The sequence below is a fragment of the Simiduia agarivorans SA1 = DSM 21679 genome (assembly GCF_000305785.2).
Lineage (GTDB): Bacteria > Pseudomonadota > Gammaproteobacteria > Pseudomonadales > Cellvibrionaceae > Simiduia > Simiduia agarivorans.
The window spans coordinates 1,330,314-1,348,650 of the sequence record NC_018868.3 but is presented as its reverse complement, the minus strand read 5'-3'; the positions used below and the strand labels follow the sequence as shown (position 1 = coordinate 1,348,650).

The window sequence follows — 18,337 nt, the reverse complement described above, 5'->3', positions numbered from 1 at the left end:
GGAAACCCTCGCGCCCCGGGCTCAACCCTGTATAATCGCCGCCTCCTGAAAGATAGGCGGTTTTTCCATGTGGCTTCATGACTTTTATCAGCAAAATGGTCAGCAATTCAGCTTTACCCGCGAGCAGGCGAGCCGGTTTGCCAAGCAGGTGGCGGATGACTTCAACCCGATTCACGATGTGGATGCCAAGCGCTTCTGCGTGCCCGGGGATCTGCTGTTTGCCCTGAGCCTGAGCCGGGCGGGTATCCGCCAGGAGATGGACTTCAGCTTTGCCGACATGGTGACCGATGGTGTGCCGCTGCATTTTGCCGGTGAGGGCGATAGCCTGCGTCTGGTGGATGAGTCCGATAAAACCTTTATGTCACTGGCAGCCTCCGGCGCCGCCAATACCGACGCCGCCCTGGTTGAGCAGCTGACGCGCGCCTATGTGGCGTTTTCCGGTCACACCTTCCCGCACATTCTGGTGCCGCTCTGGCGCGAGCAGAATGTGATGATCAACCCGGCCCGGCCGATGGTGATTTACCAGTCCATGCACTTATCCTTCAATACCCTGGCGCTGGAAAGTCTGTCGCTGGACGCGGCGGGTGCGAGCATGACCGTCGACGGCAAGCGTGGCCAGGTGGTGGTGCGTTTCGCGTTTAAGGATGGCGACAAGGTTGTGGGTAAGGGCGAGAAAAAGCTGGTGCTGAGCGGCCTGCGTGAATTTGATGAAGACGCGGTGGCCGGTGTGGTTGAGTATTACGACGAGCGCAAAGCGCGTTTGAAATGATTACGTGATTACGGGGTCAGACCCCTTGGTACTTTGGTTAGATGCGCTGGCGCACCAGTCCAAAGTACCAAGGGGTCTGGCGCGACCCGGTCTGACCCCATGTTTACCATGTTTATTTAATAAACCATTTTTCTTCCGCCGCAACGGCGGGTTCGCTGGCTATGACCGGGGCGGATTTTTTCAGTTGGCGCTGCAGCTTGCCCTGCAGGCGTCGACGGGCCAGGTAGGCCAGTTCGCCCAGGTCGTAATTCCAGCGTGCAATCCAGTTTTTCGCTTCCAGTAAGATGAACTTGAATTTGTTCAGACGCTGATTTTCTTCTATCAAAAAATCGATTTTTTGCTGCAAATCGCGATTCAGGTCGTTCAGTTCGATCTTTGCGCGGGTCGCACGGGCAGTGGCGTGGCGCAATTTGATTTGCGCCAGTTTACTGTCGCTTAAGGCCGATTGCAGTTTCGCGCGCTCGTCTTTCAGCTTGCGCATTTCCTGCGCCAGCTGTTCGTTGCGTTCTTCCAGCTGGCGGAATTTGGTTTCGCGCTCGGTCTGAAAATAGCCTTCCAGCGTCAGCTTTTCATTCAGTTCATCGTTTTTGCGGCGCAGGTCTTCGTTGCTGCGGCGCAAGGTCTCAAGTTCTGCTTCGCGGTGGGAAAGCGGGCGGTTCGCTGGCTGGATGAAGGCCACTTTCTGAGCGGAGAATTTGTCGTGTGCGAGCATTGCTGCGTCCTCAAATGTGATGGACGTCACTATAGGGGCTGGCTGGCCCGTAAGGTATTCACCGGAATACCTAGCCCCGGCCTAGGCCGTATGGGCTATAGGGCAGGTGCGGGCGTAATGATCTATAGTGTGAGGGTAAGGATTTCAGGTTGAACAAGTGGAAATATTAATCATTGATGACCACGCGTTGTTTCGCGAGGGCTTGAAAATACTGTTGGCACAACTCGGGCCCGACGTGGTGGTTACCGAGGTGGATTCCGGGCAGGCGGCCTACGAGGCCACACAGGGCAATACGGAATTCGATGTGGCACTGTTGGATTATCACCTGCCCGATCAGGATGGCCTGTCCATTTTGTCCGACCTCAAGGTGGAGGCGCCCGAATTACCGGTGATTCTGCTATCCGCCGAAGAAGATCCCCAACTGGTCCAACAGGCGCTGCAGCAGGGCGCCAGCGGATTTATCACCAAGACGTCCTCCGCCAAGGTGATGGTGAGCGCAATCAAGCTGGTGCTGTCTGGCGGGGTTTACGTGCCGCCGCTCATGGTGGCACCGCCCGTGGCCCGGCCAGTACCCAGGCCCATGGGCACGGGGCCGAAGCCGACGGTGGATTTCAAAATCACCGAGCGCCAGCAGGATGTGCTGAGCCAGATGGGGTTGGGGCTTTCCAATAAGGAAATTGCGCGCGAGCTGGATATGTCCCCCAGCACGGTGAAGGTGCACGTGGCCGCCATCCTGAAAGAACTGGATGTTAAAAACCGCACCCAAGCGGTATCCAAGGCGCGCGATATCGGGTTGATTGATTAGGTGATTTAGATGGGGTCAGACTCCATCAGCGCTGTTGGAGCGGCCATCCACTTCCAAGCCGCAAAGGGTGTGGCACCGGTCCTATTCGCGGCTGGGAAGCCGCTCCAACAAAGGCCACGTTGCCAATCCCCGTCAGCTATCCGGGTTAAGCATAAAGCTCAGCATGGCCCGCATCTTGGCGGGCTTCACCGGTTTTCTTAATACGCTGTAGCCCTGGTTGCGCAGAATCTGCAATTCCGCTTCGTCTTCGATGCCGGTCACAATCAACGCCGGGATGGGTTCGTTACACGTCACCCGGATCAGATCCACGGCGTCGATGCCGGTATCCACCACACCCAACTGGTAATCGCTCACAATCACATCGGGCGGATCAATCTTGAGGTCGTTGAGCTGGTCGCGCAGCGCATCCAGCGAGGCCGCGCTGTACACCTGGGCGCCCCAGTTTATGAGCAGTGTTTCCAGTTGTTCCAGAATGGCCGGGTCGTCATCGAGCACACACACCACCCGTTCGGCCAGCACCTGCTGGCGGGTGAGGGGGGAATCCAGGGTCAGGCCGGTGTTGGCGGTCACACCGGCGGGCGCATCCAGCAATTTGCCGGTGGGAATGTGAATGCGGAACAGGCTGCCGCGGCCCACGCGCGATTTCACTTCCAGTTTAAAGCCCATAAGGTCGATCAGCCGGGTGACGATAGACAGACCAAGGCCAACCCCCTGCTTTTGCGCGTCGGAACGGTTTTCTTCCTGTACATAGCTCTGGAAAATCTTATCCATGGACTCGGGTTTGATACCGATACCGGTGTCGTACACCTCAATTACCACATGCCGGTCGCGATAACGACAGGTAATCAGCACGCCCCCGGTTTCGGTGTAGCGCAGGGCGTTACTGAGCAGGTTGCGCACAATCCGTTCCAGCGTGGTCTCGTGGCTCTGTACTTTGATGTCGTCGGCACGGAATCGAACAGACAGGTTTTTATCGCTGGCAATGGCGTCAAATTCGTGCGAGACGCGGCGCAATAACTGTTTCAGTTCTACCGGCGATTCCACAATGTGCTGGTGCGCACGGTTCTGCAGGCGCGAATAATCCAGCAAGTCTGAGAACAGCTGGCTCATGTTGTCGATGGCGATGTCGAGCTTGCGCACCAGCTGTGCCTGGTCTTTGCTGGCGGTGCTTTTGAGTGCATCCACAAAAATGGCCATGGCCTGCAGGGGCTGGCGTAAATCGTGAGCGGCGGAGGCCAGCAGTTGCTGGAATTCTTCGCCTTTTTCTTCCGCGCTTTTGGCCAGTTGTTTGAGGTTTTCCGAGGTTTGCTGAAGTTCGGTAATGGCCTCAACCAGGTTGATGTGCTTTTGCTGAATCAGGTGCAGCATGCCATTAAAAGACCTGACCAGATTGCCGATTTCATCGTCACTGTGTACCGGCGCGCGCACCGAGTAATCCTCGCTTTGTGCAACCAGGTCGGCAATGGCATTGAGGCTGATAATGGGGTAGATAAACGCGCCTTGCATCCGGCGGGAAAATATCAGTGCCAAACCGATGGAGCCAAGCGAAATGAGCAACGCCACCATGGAAAATATCCACGTTCTTTCAATCACTTCGTCCAGACTGTAGCGCATGTAAATATGGCCATAGACTGTCTGGTTGCGCTTGATCGGGCGGATCACGTCCAGATAGCGATAGCTTATATGATCGGCCAGTGCATCGGCAGTGAGCGCAGGGCACAGTGAATAGGGCGATGCCTTGTTCTGCAGTTCAACAAAGGGTTTCAGGTCGCGATCGTAACTGCAGGCCGATATAAAGCCGGGCAAGGTCGCGAGTGCTTCGAGGTTGGCATTCATCGCAATCTTGTCACCAAAGGCCAGTGCGGCCGAGCTGCGCATGCCGGTGATCTGGGCGATGAGCCCCACCTGTTCTGCCAACTGTTTTTCGGCATGGTGGCGGTCGTAGATAATGAACGCGATGGAGGCAATAGTGGTAGTGATCAGCAATGACACCACGATAATGGCCAGCAGCTTGTGGCGTATAGACAGATGGCGAAAAAATTCGCGAAAAACCGGCATGCTATTGGGTGTTCTCGTGAATTTCCCGCGCCAGGCTTAACAGGTCACTGCTTAAAAATAATCCGGCCGCCATGGCGTTACTGATGTTGACTTCAAACTGGTACTGATCCTGGGTGCGGAAGATATTGATGATGCCGCCGCTGTCGGCAAAGGCCTTTTGCTCGCCCACGCTCAGTACAAACAGGAATTGAACATCTTTCCAGAAATCCGGCAACGACGCTTTCTGGTCACCGCCTACAAACAGAATATGGCAGCCCGAGGCGATATCGGTTTTGTCTTGCGTGCGAATCACTGCCAAATTGCGGGCCCCGATGGGGGTGCCGTTAACGCTATCGAGAAAAATGCCAAAGGGAATTTCACCAAACAGGCACATGCGGATGGGGGCGTCCGGGCTATTGAACGCATCATCCGGCCACTCCACAAAATTGGCGAAATTATAGAGAAACAGAGCCTTTACCTGGAGCTCGGCTTGTTGTTTGTCCATTTGCGCATGCGTCCATGCACTCGCCATCAGAGCCAGAACGCCAATCAATCGGATCAGGCCTGTGCAAACATTTTTCATTTTGATGAGTCTCCCACCTGGGGTAATTGCCCGCCAATCAACAGGCTCCCGAGGAACCGTTCAATGGCCGCCTGGTTTTTGCAGCGCGGGCTGGTGTCTTGCGAACTATTGTCGGGTTGACAGGCGCCGGTGGCGCGGGTCAGTAAATTATCCACGCTTGGATTTGCGGTTTCGTTGGGTGTGCTGGTCTCGGTATTCTCGGTTGGCTTGGACAGATCATTCTGCACACTGTCCAGATCTACCGGTCGCTCCGGCGTTGGTGTGGGCATTGGGGTCGGCACCGGTGTGGGCACGGGCGTGGGGGTTGGCGTGGGAGCTTCGGTTAACAGCGCCAGTTGCCGATTGGCATAGGCACTCAGGGTTGCATTGCTGGCGTCCACGCTTTGGTTGATCACCGTACCGGTCTGGCTGTCGCCCAGGCTGTTGTAGCTGCGCAGGCTGCTGCCGGTGTTGAGGGTAATGGTGCGCACACCGGTATTGAGGGCGGCGTCGTTGTAGTTATCCAGCACCAGGTCGCCGCCTTGTGCTTCCAGCAGGGCATTGGTGCCTATCGTCCAGGTGTAGCTTGTATCGGTTTGGTCCAGTTGGCGAATGAGCAGGGCGGTCTGATCGTTATCCCAACCGCCGCCAATACTGTTCTCTACGTTGTTGAGCGCGGCCAGGGTGACACCATTGGCCAGGGTAAGGTTGCCGCCGCTCAGAAAAATGCCGAGCTTGCCGTGTCGCGTGCCGTCGGCCACGGTATCGGTGGCTTGCATATCGCTGTTGATAAACAGGTCATTCTGCAACAGGTTAATACGCAAAGAACCATTACTGATTTGGGCGGCAAATCCATCGCTGTCCAGATCGTTCAGCGCCAGTGCTCCCGCGGGTGTGGTATCCAGCGTGAGTTGGTGATTGGCGAAATTCAGATCCGCTTGGGCGGCATTGCTGGCGATGGCGAGATTGCCGCCGGGAGCCGACAAATCCAAAAACAGGTTGGCGCCATTGAGCGTGAGCTGGCGGTCGCTATCAAACAGATCGGCGGCGGTCAGCTGCCAGCTGCCGGCCGTGGGCAGGGCATCGGGTAGTTGCAAGGTGCCGCTGGTAGTAATGGCCACATTTGCCGGCAGAATCAGACCGGTGATCAGAATGTTGTCATTGCTGGCAATCGATAAATCGGCACCGCCCATATCGGCATTGAGTTGCAGGGCACCGGTTTGTGTCAGTGTCAGTGCGTTGCTCCCGGTCCAGTTCAGGTTTGTCACCTGGCTGTCTATAGCGGTTGCACCGGCCTGCGCGGCAAGACTGATGCTGGCGGTATTGGCCTGCAACGTCACGTTGCGATCGCTGTCGCGCAGGTCGGCAGCGTTGATGACTAAAGTTCCGCTCACATTGTTCAGGCCGGTGTCGTCGGTAATGACATCGCCGGTCGAGGTGAGATTTAAATCGGTCACCGCCGTAACCGGCGCCAGCGTAAGGTTGCCGGCGTTGCTGATGCTGAGCGCGCCGGTGCTGTTCAATGATGTCAGCGTCAGCGCATCGGTTTCATTGACCGTCAGCGCGTTGGTACCGCTGTTGGTGATGCCGAGGTTGGCGGCGGTGGTGTTCAGTGTGAGATCACCGCCGATAAAGCCGCTCGCCAGCGTGAGTGTGCCTGCGCCAAGGCTCACGCTGCGGTCGCTGTCGCGCAGGTCGGCAGCGTTGATGACTAAAGTTCCGCTCACATTGTTCAGGCCGGTGTCATCAGTAATGACATCGCCGGTAGAGGTGAGATCTAAATCAGTTACAGCAGCAACTGGCCCCAACGTAAGGTTGCCGGCGTTGCTGATGCTGAGCGCGCCGGTGCTGTTCAATGATGTCAGCGTCAGCGCATCGGTTTCATTGACGGTGAGCGCGTTAATGCCGCTGTTGGTGATGCCGAGGTTGGCGACGGTGGTGTTCAATGTGAGGTCGCCGCCGGTGAAGCCGCTCGCCAGGTTCAGGTTATTGGCCGTAAGTATTAGCGTGCGGTCTGAATCGAGCAGATCGTCCGCGCTCAGCGTAAGTGTGCCGGCACTGGTTAATCCGCTGTTGTTCAGAATCAGTCTGCCGCTGTTTAGATTAAAGGTCAGGTCACCGGCCCAATTGATGGCATTGATGTTCAGATCGCCGCTGTTGCGTTGAACGGTCAAGTTGGTCGCGGAGGGGCCGGTCAGCGTCAGTTGATTGGTAAAAAGATTGGTTTGCAGCGCGGTGGATGTTTGTAGCAAATTCAGGTTAACACTACTGCCGCGCAGTGTGACCACACCGTCGTTGGGCACATCAAAAATACTGTTCGCGCTGATGCTGAGCGCGCCGGCAGTGCGCAGCCCTGTTGCAGTATTGTTAACCTGCAACAAACCGTCCAGTAGATTTACGCTCAGGTCGCCACTGCCTGTATCTCCATTTACGATGGCAAGATTGCCGGCATTGGTTTTATTCAGTGTGATGAGACTTGTGCCGGTATTATTCAGAGTGATACTGCTGCCGGTGAGGCCGAACACTGAATCGCCGCCCGCGGTTGCGGTGGTAATATCCACTGGAATTGCTGCAAACGCCACCGTTCTGTCGCTATCGAATATATCTGTACCGCTGAGAGTGAAGGTGCCTGCAATATTTGCAATGGCGGTATCTGGCAGTTCGATGTTGGTTGTGGCAATCAAGCTCAGGTCCTGGGTTGCTACTACCGCACCCGATTGAATTTTAATTGCGTCTGCAGAACTGAGATAGGTATTGCCCACGTTATTCAATGTGCGCACATCCATGGTGCCACTGAAGTTATAGGCTTCGATGTCGCCGCTGCCGGTATTGAAGAGGTCGAGGGCGGTGCCTCGGGTCTCAATCGCATTACCCATGCCGATCCCATTCACCGCTGTCAGCGAGGCTCGCCCGCCCAGTGGCCGTATATCCTGATCAAGATCGCCACCATCGATGATCTGGTTACCCGCAGTAACGGTGATTGCAAGGCCTGCAGTATTCGTAGAATGCAAACTCGACACGACTACGTTATTGCCTGCATTGAGCGTAATGTCCGCATCATTGGCGCTGACCACTGTGCCATCCAGCATAATAATATCGTTGCCAGCATCGAGATTGATGGTGACGTTGTCGCCCGATGCAATGGTGTCTTCAATGTTGGCATTAATCAGCAGATCGCCGCCGCTGCTATTCAATCCTAGCGTGGCGCCGATGCTTGAGTTGGTATCAATGGTATTGGCCAATGTGAGGTTGCCAGTTGAATTGATCTGGTAAGTCCCGGTACCCATGATCAGGTTGTCCAGGCTCAGGGCACCTGTGTTGTTCAGCGTAAAACTATTGGCGGAACTGAGGCTGATATCGGCGTTATTTATGGTGCTGTTCACCACCAGATCGCCACCGGCGAGATTGGTGTTGAGCACCAGTGTTCCGGCGGCAAGGTTTACCGTCTGGTCTGCATCGTAAATGTTGTCGGCGGCGATATTCAGCGTACCGCTTACATTGGCAATGCCGGCATTACCCAATTGCAGATCGGTACTGTTGAGCGTGAGATTTTGTGCGCTGACCACCACGCCGTCTGCAATTTCGATGCGTGCGGTGGCGTTGATGGTGGCTGTGCCTACGGTGTTGATGGTGTCCATGATGACCGTATTGGTTTCGGTCACAGTGGTGTTGCCGCTGCCGGTGTTGGTGAGCGACAAACGCTCGGTTTGAATTTCAATATCGCTGATGCCGTTGACAGCGGTGAGATGCGTGTTGCCATTAACGGCGACAATATCGGTAAAGGTGTCACCGCCATCCAATATGCGGTTGCCGGCAGTGACTGTGATGGCTACACCGGTATTGTTTGTTGATGCCAGATTCCCCAGTGTGACATCGCCCGTAGCGTTCACCAGCAGAACGCCATTGTTAATATCAACCTGGCTGGTATCCAGCATCACCAGATTGTTGCCGGCGGTGAGCACCAGTCCGATGGCATCGTTGGTCCCTGTATTGCTGTCAAGGATATTGGCATTCAGCAGCAGGTTGTTGGCATAGGAGCCGATAGTGAGTGCGGCACCATTATTCCCGTCGTAATCAATGTCGGTGGCGATGTTCATGTCGCCGAACGACAGGATGTCCAATCCACCGCCTCCGGTGACGGAAAAATTATTGATTGCGACCGTGTCGGCGTCGTCGTAGGTGAGCGTGTTGGTGCCGGTTTGTGTCAGATCGACTGTATTAAAATTGCCATTGATGGTCAGGTCGCCGGCGGCTATGCCGGTATTAAGCACCAGGTTGTTGCCGCTGAGGATCACACTGCGATCGGCGTCCAGCAGGTCGCCGGCGGTGATGTTCACATTGCCAGTGATCGCAATGCCGGCATCGGGCAAAATTACATTGCCGGCGCCTGCATTCAGGGTCAGGTTGGCCGCATCGGTGAAGCCAGCTATCGTCAGTGCGCCGGCACTCATATTGATGGTTGCATTGCCGGCTGTGTCTATATCGCTGAAACTGATTGCACCAGAACTGGTGATGGTGGCGTTGCCGACGGTGGTGGTCAGATCCATTGAGTTGACGGATACCAGCAGTGGATTGACCGTGCCGGCGGTGATGATGACGCCACCCGGGGTAATGAAATTATTGGTGGCGCCATGAATATCGGTCAGGGTGTCACCCACTGCCAGGGTTATGGCGTCGGCGGCGTTATTCAGTGAAACAATGGCACTGATATCTGCGTTGCCACCAAATACGCCACCAAATTTTCCGCCGCCAAGGCTGAGTGACGCGGTCGTTGCCATAATGAGATTGCCGCCAGCCTGCATATTGAGCTGCATGGATTCCACGGTGCCGGTATTGGAATCTGAAATGGTGGTGCCGGCGTTCATGATGATATTGTTGTCGGCAATCAGGTTGAGCACATTGGCGCCGCTGCCGTCGATGTCGATATCGGTGGCGATGGTGATGTCACCGGTGCCGGCAAAACCTGAGGCGGTATTGATGGTGACGCTGGAGGTTTGCAGGTTGGTCTGCAAAATGCCCACATCAATATTGGAGCTGGCCCCGCTGGGCACCCAGTTGTAGGGTGGGCCGCCGAAAGCGCCGCCCGATTCGGCCGCAGCCGAGATGGTAATGTCGGTGGGGTCGATCAGGTAGGTACCGGTTGTCCCATTGGCGGCGCGCGTGTCGACCAGCCCGTAGGCTTCCACATAGTCGATACCCGACACTTCCACAAAGCCGCCGTTACCGGACTCCGATCCGCCGCGCGCGGCGATGCGCGCATCGGCGTTAAAATGGGCAAAGCCTTTGGCGTAGTTGATGACGCTGCCGCCATCGCCGGTGGTTGTTGCAGAGGCATCCTGCTCGCTCTGGTGATCCAACACCAACACCTTTTCGGCGTTCAGGGAAATCGTGCCGCCGGGTGTAGCCATGTGGCCATTGTTATAGAGGTAGTCGCCCGTGATGACTATTTCGCCCTGTGCGTCTGCGAGCAGTGTGCCGGTATTGTTAACCGAGCTTGCCGCAGCCTCGATTGCACCGCCGGTCAGGTCTGCCAGCGAATGGGCTCTGACGGCGCCGGCGTTATCGACCAGGCTTTGGTGCAGGGCGTCGACGGCACCCGCCGATAACACCACCCAGTGACCTTTGATATCGCCCTGGTTGATCACCGTCCGATCGGATTCGGCAATGGCGTCGCGGCTGACCGCGATGCCGGTATGCTCGCCGTTGGGTGTAATGACTAAGGTGTCCTCTGCAAGTAATTGAACCTGCTTGTCGGCGGCCAATGTGCCTTCGTTGCGGATGAATGGCGCTACAAACGCGAGCAATGCATCGGCGTTAATGTCTGCCTGGTTGACGATCTCACCGTTGCCCGGCGAGTGCAGGGTAAAGTCACCCGACATAAAATCATCGCGATCAATATCCAGCGTGGTGACCACCAAACCGGTCACATCCACTTGCGCGCCCGGGGAGAAAAACACGCCGTTGGGATTGACCAGGTACACATGGCCGTTGGCACTCAGTTGGCCGGCGATCTGGCTCGCGTCCGGCCCGGTGACTTTATTGAGCGTGAGCGACTGGGCATTGGGTTGTATGAATTGCACGCTTTCGCCGGCACCAATGGAAAATTGTTGGTATTCCAGTACAGCGCGTTGGCTCGTCTGGTGAATAATCATGTTGCCCGGGTGTTGCTCCACCTGCGCCTGACCGTTGGTTACCACCGGTGTACTGGGGGTGGCGTGCAGAAAACCGGACGCAAGCGCGCTGGCAATGGCGGCCGCAATGCGTTTCGGGGTGGCGTGTAGCGAGCGGTGTGACGTCATCGGGTGATTTACCAACGGTATTGAAGGTCTACAAGGAGCGGCAGCTCCGTGGGTGCTAATGAGTTATCCATTTGGGCGTCCTGCCAGGCACTGGCTTGCAGGCGGGCAAAAAACCGGTTGGCCAGTGACAATTGCAGCCCCAAGCCGGCCGACGCCAACTGAGCGCTGTCGAAAACAGTGCCGCTAGCGTCAAGGCGTTCACCGGTGGCGGCGTCTGCGTACGCGAATGCCCACAGGTTGCCGTGCTCACCTCGCCATAACGGCGGCCATTGCCAGGTCAGGCCCAGGCGGGCGCCGCGATCGACCGAAACCTGGCCGGCGTAAAAACCCTTCACGCCATTGATGCCGGTGAGTGGCATTTTTTCGAACGAGGGCAGCAACTTATCGCTGTATTGTGTTTCCAGCGAAAGCCGCAGCAACTGATTGCCCGGGTAAAACACACTGTCGTGGGAGAACCACGCCAGTGCGAATTTGTCGCTGTACTCGGTGTTGCCGGTGAGTTCATGGCTGCCGGTGCGTACACTCACATCGGTGTGCGCGCGATAGCCTCCGGTGTGCGTGTTGAACTGGTGTTGCCAGCCCAGGGCGAACACCTGTGCCGACTCGTCGTTGACCAGGGAGTCGTCGTCGAACACGTTGGAATAATCCACCGATTTGTCGAATGCGCTGAAGTACACGCGGTGCTGGGTCTGGTCGCTGGGGAGCCAGCGCTGGTGGAGGCTTACGCCGGCGATCAGGGCGTCGCCTTTGAGTTCGAGCAGGGAAAATTCACGCCCCACTTCATACTGGTTGTTGGACACCGTGAGCGTGAGTGTGTTGTCTACCGATGCCAGTGGCGTGCGATAACTCACGTAGCCATAAAGGTTGCCGGCGCCCCCATCGGCGTACATCAGGCCCAGGTCCAGTTGGTCGAACTGGTCGAGCGGGCTGAGCCATTGGTAATTGGCAGTGGCCCGGTAGTGGCCGGATGACTCCGAGCCGAAATTGTCCGTACTCACACTCACATGGTGCCTGGCTTTGGGCGATAAACGCAGGTTGAGGCGCACGCTGTTGGGGGCAATACCGCGGGAGTAGTAGGCAAACAGCGACAACTCGGGCAAGGCTTTGAGCGAGCGCAGTGCTGTGTCGATATCGGGTTGGTACACCGGCCGGGTAATTAACGCGTCGAACACCTGTTCGATGCGTGCGCGTGACAAGTCGTCAACGCCGTTTATGGATACGCCGTCGAGCGTCACTTCCACCACATTGAGCCGCACGACACCGGTTCGGGCGTTCTGCCGGGGCAGGTACACATAGTGAAATTTATAGCCGGCATCGCGCAGGGCCTGGGTCAGCAAATCGCCTAACCGGGAAATCTGGTGAAAGGTCATTTCTTCCGGGTATTGCGCGCGTAATTCATTGGCTTTTTTAAGCAGGAAATCAAAGTCGAGTTGCTGATTGATTTCGCTGCTTTCGCCGCTGATGACCAGCCGCTTGACCACCATGGTTTCTGCTGCCGCTACCGGGTCCAGATTAACCTGGGCTTGGCCGGGAAAAGCAAGGGTGCACAAGGCAAACAAGCAAATAAATAAAGGCCAGTGCATGAAACTGGGGGACTCCGGCGGTGTGGTGTGAGAGTGAACTCGTATAAGTGTAGACCAGTCGCAAGGCCTTGCCGGTTTCGTTAAGTAATTGAATCAACTGCAAATTTACGCCCAACCGGCGAGACTATTGTGGCGCTTGCGCGCCGGACCAGACCATAGCCCGGATGGCCTAATCCCTTGTAAACCCCGATGCCGGGCGGGTAATTTGCGCGCATAGCAGTCAACCCACGTGGCGGCTGTGACGGGGTTAACGATTAGCGAAGGTCAGGTGATGCAGGCAAAGAATATGAATTACGCAGATGTTTTGGTTCAGTCTTTTCAGGCGCATGTGATGCCGACTGGCGAGCTGGGGCGGTTTTGTGCGGCAATCAGCGAGCACTTTTGTATCTATTCTTCCGAGTTCTGCAGCCTATGGACAGATACTCATATTGTGGAGGTCGTGGGCTGGGAAAACCGCCTCTCCGGCGTGCCGCATGACCGGGTGGATACCGACGCTATGCAGGAATTGCCGAGTTCAGCCATTAAAAGCTCGACGGCGTACCTGATCTGGGATCAGGACGCGGGTTTACAGGTGAAATTCGAAGGCCGGCTGGGTTCCGTGCCGTTGTCCCGTTGTGTGCCTTACTGGCGCCACCACATGCCGGTCATCAACAACGCGGACCTGGCCTTACTCACCTCGGAAGCCTTGTTCATTCCCATCCGGTTACTGATGCCGTCGGCCATTGCCAACCGATCGATGTTTGAACAGCGCAATCTGCTCAATCGCATTCACGACAAACTGCGTCGCGCGGTTAACGCGGCGTAAACCGCACCGGCAAGGGCGCCGCACAGGCATTGCATCAGCAGCCCCGCCAGCCCGCGCGCACCGGCGATGAGGGTGATATCCAGAATCGGCTGCATCGCCAGCAGCGCGGTCAGCAGTGCGGTAAAACCAGCCAACATATACAAACCCGTGCGCCCGGTGCGCAGCTTCCTCACCAGCCAGCCAGCAACCCAGAAGGCCGGCGCCAACGCCAGCGCAATAACGGTACCGTAGCTGGGCAAGAGGCCCAGCAGGTCGCTGGCAATCATCCGCCACTGATCATTCAACGTAATCTCCACGCCAACGGCCTGCAAACGGTTGAGAACTGAGATGCTGTGGCTGATACTGGCAGCCACAAATCCAAGGGTGCTGGCAATGAGCCAGCTGAACACGATTGCTGAACGATTCAACAGAGGCCCTCCATGAAATTCTGCGCAAGCTTAACCCAAACCCTGCTCATTGGCCTATTGCTGATACCGGCCGCCGTGGCGGCCGAACCCAAAGCCCTGCAGAAGGTGCAGGTTGAAACCCTGGCCACCGGTCTGTCGCAACCCTGGGCGTTGGCGTTTCTGTCGGACAACCGGATTCTGATCAGCGAGCGTTCGGGCAGTCTGCGGCTGTTGGACAATGGCAAGGTGTCTGCGCCGTTGGCCGGTGTGCCGGAGGCCTACGTGAAAAGCCAGGGCGGGTTGCAGGATCTGATGCTGCACCCGGACTATGCCAACAACGGCTGGATCTATTTATCGTTCGCCTGGGGTGAGCCCAAAGCCAATGCCACCCGGCTGGTGCGCGGACGCGTGCAAGGCAATGCTTGGGTGGATAACGAGGTGCTGTTTACCGCTGAGCCGCTGAAAAATACGCCGGCCCACTACGGCGCGCGGATGGCGTTTTTACCCGACAACACGCTGGTGTTGGGCGTTGGCGACGGCTTTGATTTTCGCGAATCGGCGCAGAAAACCGATTCCTTGTTGGGCAAGGTGGTGCGCCTGACCGATGACGGCAAAGTGCCCGCAGACAATCCTTTTGTGGGGAAAAAAGGCTATCACCCGGCCATCTATTCTTTGGGCCATCGCAACCCGCAGGGCTTTGCCTACGACGCCGTGCGCGGTGTGCTTTATGGCAACGAGCACGGCCCCAAGGGGGGCGATGAAATCAATCAGCTGGTGGCTGGTAACAACTACGGTTGGCCGGTGATCACCTATGGTCGCGACTACTCCGGTGCGTCGATCACGCCCTTTACCGAATACGAGGGCATGCAGCAGCCCATGGTGAACTGGACGCCCAGTATCGCGCCCGCATCGTTAATGGTGTATCGCGGTGATCTTTTTCCCGAACTCAATGGCGACCTGCTAAGCGCTACCCTGAAGGCGCGTGAAGTGCGTTGGGTGCAGATGGACGGCGACAAGCCCGGCCAGCAGGTGTCGTTGTTCAAGGACATCGGAGAGCGCTTTCGCGCGGTGTATCAGGGCCCCGAAGGTGCTTTGTATTTGTTGACTGACAGTCCGGAAGGCAAGTTGTTAAAAGTGACGCCGGCGGCGCGTTAACCTGCTGTTAAAAAATTGGGGGCAGATAAGTATTTCCGGCAAGTTAGTGCAGCATTACTGCCAGCTCAAACGGAAATGCTTATCTGACCCCAATTTTTTTACCCCAATTTTTTTTTGGTGGAATGCGCTGCGCTTATTCCACCCTACGTGAATGACGCGGTCGGCTTTTTCAAAGGCCGGAATAATAGGCCGCCAGGTTGGCGATATCCGCATCCGACAAGCTCGCCATCATGCTGGTCATGACCGGAGCCTGGCCGCCTTTGCGGTCGCCACTTTTGTAGGCTTTCATGGCCGCTTCCAGATAGGGCGCATTCTGCCCGGCCAGATTCGGGTAGGTGGGGATGGCGGCTTTGCCGTTAGCGCCATGACAGGCTGCACACATGGCGGCCTTGGCTTTGCCGGCTTCGGCATCGCCCGCGTAACTGTTGACGGCCAGCAGGCCAGCGAAAAAAGCGGCTAATACAACGTGCAACTTCATCTTGGTAACGCCTCTCATTGGTATCGGTTGTTCAGAAATGCCATAACCCGTGGGTCAACAATGGCGTCAACTTACTCTGCCTAGGCAAAATGGTCTAGCCCGTTTTAGCCCGTTGGACGAATGGGAAAGTGTGAACCAGTCGATAGAATGATCTGCATCAACTGAACGCTTTCTTAACGGGATTAACGCCATGAACATCACAATGCAGTCAGGCCAGTCAGATTACGCTTTTGTGTCGCCTTACACGGTGGAATACGTGCAGGGCGGGTATGTGATTTATTGTCTGATGAAGCCGGTTTCCAGCCACGCCTCTTTTGCCGAAGCCGACAAGGCGATGCGCTCACTCACTGCGCACTAAGTCGAGCAGCTGGCCGAACCGGTCAATGCAATGGTGGGCGTGTGGTGCCAGATGGGCATTGTGTTCATTGCGCCACAGAATCGCACCCATGCCCGCCGCGTGTGCGGCATCCAGATCGAAAGTGTAGTCACCCACGTAGGCCAATGAACCGGGCGGCAGTTGCCATTCCCGGGCAATGCGCAACAGGGCTTCCGGGTGCGGCTTCACCTGTTCTACGTCTTCCCGGGTCAATACCAATTCAATGGGAATCTGTAATCGCTCGATGGTTCTGCGCGTGGCGCTGCGCATGTTGCGGGTGACGATGGCGAGCGGAATCCGGCGCTTGTTGAGCGCGAACAGGGTCTGCTCGGCATCGGCAATCCAGCGCGCATTCTCCGCCCCGATCATTTCGTGGCGTTCCACCACGGCGTGAAAGCGCTGTCGGGCGTCGGGGCAGGAGAGCGTCGCCAGGTGTTCCAGTAGCGGGGTGCCTTTGGGTAAGGCGAGCTCACGGCGCATGGCATCAAAATCGAGTGCCGAATCGGCCAGAGTGCCGTCCAGATCGAAAATGAGGCCTTTAAAGTGGGGTGTATTCAATAGCGGTGTTTTTCCTGACACTCAATTTTGCCCTGGTCGGAGATTCTGATCTGCATACGTTTACCCCATTCACTGTGGGTCACATAGCCGCACTGCAATGTCAGTATTTTGCCATCCTGTTGCAATTTAATGGTGTAGGTGCCGTCGGATTGATTGGCATCGTAGAACACGTGGGAGTGGTTGCCCGGCGCCAGATCTTCCAGGTCCCATCGGTTTGAGGGCAATTCCAACGCTACGTTTGAGAGGGTGGTGGCGCTTAAATTCATCACACTGACCGACGGCGTCAGCCAGCACAGCAGGGTGGCCGCTGCGCCCACAGCCAACAGGCACAGGACGACGGCGAGTGCACTGACAGTGATTATTTTCCGGGTCTTTACATTCATACTGCTCAATTGCGTTGTGCGACCGTGAGGCTATTCAGAGTCGACCGTCATTCAATCCATACCAGGCGTAGGTCAGCGCCAGATACGCTGGCCGCAAAACCGGCAGCGGGAACTTCGCGGGTGGCTGCCGCATAAAGTCTGGCAACGCGTCATCCGGCCGGCCCGCGATCATTCTGGCCGCGCTTTTGCCGCAGGCGCTGCCCATGGCAATCCCGTTGCCGTGGTAGGCCAGCGCACACCAGAGGTTCTGATCCAGTTGCGCCACGTGGGGTACCAACCTGCGCGATAACGCCACATGACCTCGCCAGAAATAGTCTATGTCAACCGATGCCCAGGCGGGAAAGTAGCGCCCGAAGTCTGCCCTGTGTTGCTGGCGTCTCGCCGCAAAACTCGTCGCAGAGTCTGAAATACCGGCGCGCCCGCCAAATAAAAACCGGTTACCGGGCAGCAGGCGGAAGTAATACAGCAGGTTGCGGGTGTCATAGCAGGCCTGCTGGCTGGTCCAGCCCTGTGCGGCCAGCTCGGCCTCGCTCAATGGGCGGGTCACCAGAATATTACTTTGCGCGGCCAGTATCCGGCCGGCCAGCTGCGGGTGCAGGCTATCCGGCGTGTAACCATTGGTGGCAATCAACAACTTGCGGGCCTGGAGCGGGTCTGCGCCGGTGCGCGTAACCAGCCAATCACCCTGGGTCTGGCGGAGCTGTTGAACCGGGTGGCCGAGTGCGAAGCGGACGCCGAGCCGCTGCGCGCGCTCACGCAGGCCGTACAGGTATTTAAGCGGGTGCAGACTGAAGCCCGCCGGCACCTGCAGGCCCGCTGGATGGTTGGCCTTCAGGCCCAGCTCAGCCAGTTGGTCCCGGTCCAGCCGCTTGGCGTTCAGGCCATACCAGTGTTGCAGGCTGTGGCCATAGTCATCCAGCAAGGGCGATGCCCTGTGTTGGTGGGCCAGTACCATTTCACCGCAAGGGTTTACCTCGGCGTCGAGGGCGTGTTCGGTGATGCATTGTTGCACACCGTCGATGGCATCTAGCTGATAGTGCGCATAGCGCTGGGCTTGTTCCGCGCCATAGCGGCGGGCGATGGCTTCTATGCCCAGATGATCGCCACCAATGCAGCAAAAGCCACCGTTGCGGCCACTGGCGCCCCAGCCGGGCTGGGCCTGATCGATCACCGTGACCGATTGCCCCTGTTCGGCCAGCGCGATGGCGGCATTATGCCCGGTAAATCCCGCGCCGATGATGGCGATATCGGAGAGGCCCGAAGCGGTTTCAGTCTGAAAAAACGCCGGCGCGCTGGCGCTGGCTTGCCACCAGCTGTTGGGAAGAGTGAGGTCAGGCAGGCCGGGGGCAAGGCGGGGGTCAGATCCCGAACTAGTGTTCATGTGCGTTGAGTTCCGGTTTCATGCCCAATGCGAATGGATCTGACCCCC

General features: G+C 57.0%; 15 protein-coding genes. 5 read left to right on the top strand and 10 right to left on the bottom strand.

The annotated features are described in order from the left end of the window. The first annotated feature begins 67 nt into the window (after positions 1–67). Positions 68–769 (top strand): DUF3581 domain-containing protein, encoded by a 702-nt coding sequence (locus M5M_RS06010; RefSeq protein ID WP_015046580.1) that lies wholly within the window; start codon positions 68–70, stop codon positions 767–769. Positions 770–881: 112 nt separating this feature from the next. Here the strand turns inward: M5M_RS06010 and M5M_RS06005 are convergent, their stop codons facing one another. After that, on the bottom strand, positions 882–1,481 hold the full coding sequence (locus M5M_RS06005) for a hypothetical protein (protein WP_015046579.1): 600 nt from the start codon (positions 1,479–1,481) through the stop codon (positions 882–884). A gap of 157 nt (positions 1,482–1,638) precedes the next feature. Here M5M_RS06005 and M5M_RS06000 point away from each other — a divergent pair, with 157 nt between their 5' ends. After that, positions 1,639–2,286 (top strand): response regulator transcription factor, encoded by a 648-nt coding sequence (locus M5M_RS06000; RefSeq protein ID WP_016389254.1) that lies wholly within the window; start codon positions 1,639–1,641, stop codon positions 2,284–2,286. Between the two features lie 132 nt (positions 2,287–2,418). On the opposite strand, the gene M5M_RS05995 is transcribed toward M5M_RS06000, so the two are convergent. The 4 genes from M5M_RS05995 to M5M_RS05980 are packed head-to-tail and all read right to left on the bottom strand — an operon-like array spanning position 2,419 to position 12,767. After that, positions 2,419–4,344 carry a hybrid sensor histidine kinase/response regulator gene (locus M5M_RS05995; RefSeq protein WP_015046576.1) on the bottom strand — a complete coding sequence of 642 codons (1,926 nt, stop codon included), beginning with the start codon at positions 4,342–4,344 and terminating at the stop codon, positions 2,419–2,421. Position 4,345: 1 nt separating this feature from the next. Beyond that, a complete protein-coding gene (locus M5M_RS05990) occupies positions 4,346–4,906 on the bottom strand; it encodes a YfiR family protein (RefSeq protein ID WP_015046575.1) in 561 nt (186 codons plus the stop codon). Next, positions 4,903–11,184, bottom strand: a complete 6,282-nt coding sequence (locus M5M_RS05985) for a two-partner secretion domain-containing protein (RefSeq protein WP_015046574.1) — start codon at positions 11,182–11,184, stop codon at positions 4,903–4,905. The genes M5M_RS05990 and M5M_RS05985 overlap by 4 nt, the downstream gene beginning before the upstream one ends. 8 nt (positions 11,185–11,192) lie before the next feature. Beyond that, positions 11,193–12,767 carry a ShlB/FhaC/HecB family hemolysin secretion/activation protein gene (locus M5M_RS05980; protein ID WP_015046573.1) on the bottom strand — a complete coding sequence of 525 codons (1,575 nt, stop codon included), beginning with the start codon at positions 12,765–12,767 and terminating at the stop codon, positions 11,193–11,195. A 286-nt stretch (positions 12,768–13,053) separates the two neighbouring features. Between M5M_RS05980 and M5M_RS05975 the strand changes: the two genes are divergently transcribed. Beyond that, positions 13,054–13,572 carry a hypothetical protein gene (locus M5M_RS05975; protein ID WP_015046572.1) on the top strand — a complete coding sequence of 173 codons (519 nt, stop codon included), beginning with the start codon at positions 13,054–13,056 and terminating at the stop codon, positions 13,570–13,572. Here the strand turns inward: M5M_RS05975 and M5M_RS05970 are convergent. Then, a complete protein-coding gene (locus tag M5M_RS05970; protein ID WP_015046571.1) occupies positions 13,536–13,979 on the bottom strand; it encodes a hypothetical protein in 444 nt (147 codons plus the stop codon). The genes M5M_RS05975 and M5M_RS05970 overlap by 37 nt on opposite strands. Before the next feature lie 12 nt (positions 13,980–13,991). Between M5M_RS05970 and M5M_RS05965 the strand changes: the two genes are divergently transcribed. Beyond that, positions 13,992–15,113, top strand: a complete 1,122-nt coding sequence (locus M5M_RS05965) for a PQQ-dependent sugar dehydrogenase (protein WP_015046570.1) — start codon at positions 13,992–13,994, stop codon at positions 15,111–15,113. Positions 15,114–15,282: 169 nt separating this feature from the next. On the opposite strand, the gene M5M_RS05960 is transcribed toward M5M_RS05965, so the two are convergent. Next, the gene (locus M5M_RS05960) at positions 15,283–15,591 is read right to left on the bottom strand and encodes a c-type cytochrome (RefSeq protein WP_015046569.1); all 309 of its coding nucleotides are present in this window, start codon (positions 15,589–15,591) and stop codon (positions 15,283–15,285) included. A 190-nt stretch (positions 15,592–15,781) separates the two neighbouring features. Here M5M_RS05960 and M5M_RS20315 point away from each other — a divergent pair, with 190 nt between their 5' ends. After that, positions 15,782–15,949, top strand: a complete 168-nt coding sequence (locus tag M5M_RS20315; protein WP_156025700.1) for a hypothetical protein — start codon at positions 15,782–15,784, stop codon at positions 15,947–15,949. Here M5M_RS20315 and M5M_RS05955 read toward each other — a convergent pair. The 3 genes from M5M_RS05955 to M5M_RS05945 are packed head-to-tail and all read right to left on the bottom strand — an operon-like array spanning position 15,932 to position 18,289. Then, complete coding sequence (locus M5M_RS05955) at positions 15,932–16,525, bottom strand: HAD family hydrolase (RefSeq protein WP_015046568.1); 594 nt, start codon at positions 16,523–16,525, stop codon at positions 15,932–15,934. The two genes, M5M_RS20315 and M5M_RS05955, sit on opposite strands and share 18 nt — an antisense overlap. Next, entirely contained in the window at positions 16,522–16,908 is a 387-nt protein-coding gene (locus M5M_RS05950) for a hypothetical protein (RefSeq protein ID WP_015046567.1), read from the bottom strand. Before M5M_RS05950 ends, M5M_RS05955 begins: the two co-directional genes overlap by 4 nt. 34 nt (positions 16,909–16,942) lie before the next feature. Further along, positions 16,943–18,289 (bottom strand): NAD(P)/FAD-dependent oxidoreductase, encoded by a 1,347-nt coding sequence (locus tag M5M_RS05945; RefSeq protein ID WP_016389252.1) that lies wholly within the window; start codon positions 18,287–18,289, stop codon positions 16,943–16,945. Positions 18,290–18,337 lie beyond the last annotated feature (48 nt).

Coding starts and splice junctions, on each gene's coding strand:
- M5M_RS06010 (WP_015046580.1), top strand. CDS start 68: ATGTGGCTTCATGACTTTTATCAGCAAAATGGTCAGCAATTCAGCTTT.
- M5M_RS06005 (WP_015046579.1), bottom strand. CDS start 1,481: ATGCTCGCACACGACAAATTCTCCGCTCAGAAAGTGGCCTTCATCCAG.
- M5M_RS05995 (WP_015046576.1), bottom strand. CDS start 4,344: ATGCCGGTTTTTCGCGAATTTTTTCGCCATCTGTCTATACGCCACAAG.
- M5M_RS05990 (WP_015046575.1), bottom strand. CDS start 4,906: ATGAAAAATGTTTGCACAGGCCTGATCCGATTGATTGGCGTTCTGGCT.
- M5M_RS05985 (WP_015046574.1), bottom strand. CDS start 11,184: ATGACGTCACACCGCTCGCTACACGCCACCCCGAAACGCATTGCGGCC.
- M5M_RS05980 (WP_015046573.1), bottom strand. CDS start 12,767: ATGCACTGGCCTTTATTTATTTGCTTGTTTGCCTTGTGCACCCTTGCT.
- M5M_RS05975 (WP_015046572.1), top strand. CDS start 13,054: ATGAATTACGCAGATGTTTTGGTTCAGTCTTTTCAGGCGCATGTGATG.
- M5M_RS05965 (WP_015046570.1), top strand. CDS start 13,992: ATGAAATTCTGCGCAAGCTTAACCCAAACCCTGCTCATTGGCCTATTG.
- M5M_RS05960 (WP_015046569.1), bottom strand. CDS start 15,591: ATGAAGTTGCACGTTGTATTAGCCGCTTTTTTCGCTGGCCTGCTGGCC.
- M5M_RS20315 (WP_156025700.1), top strand. CDS start 15,782: ATGAACATCACAATGCAGTCAGGCCAGTCAGATTACGCTTTTGTGTCG.
- M5M_RS05950 (WP_015046567.1), bottom strand. CDS start 16,908: ATGAATGTAAAGACCCGGAAAATAATCACTGTCAGTGCACTCGCCGTC.
- M5M_RS05945 (WP_016389252.1), bottom strand. CDS start 18,289: ATGAACACTAGTTCGGGATCTGACCCCCGCCTTGCCCCCGGCCTGCCT.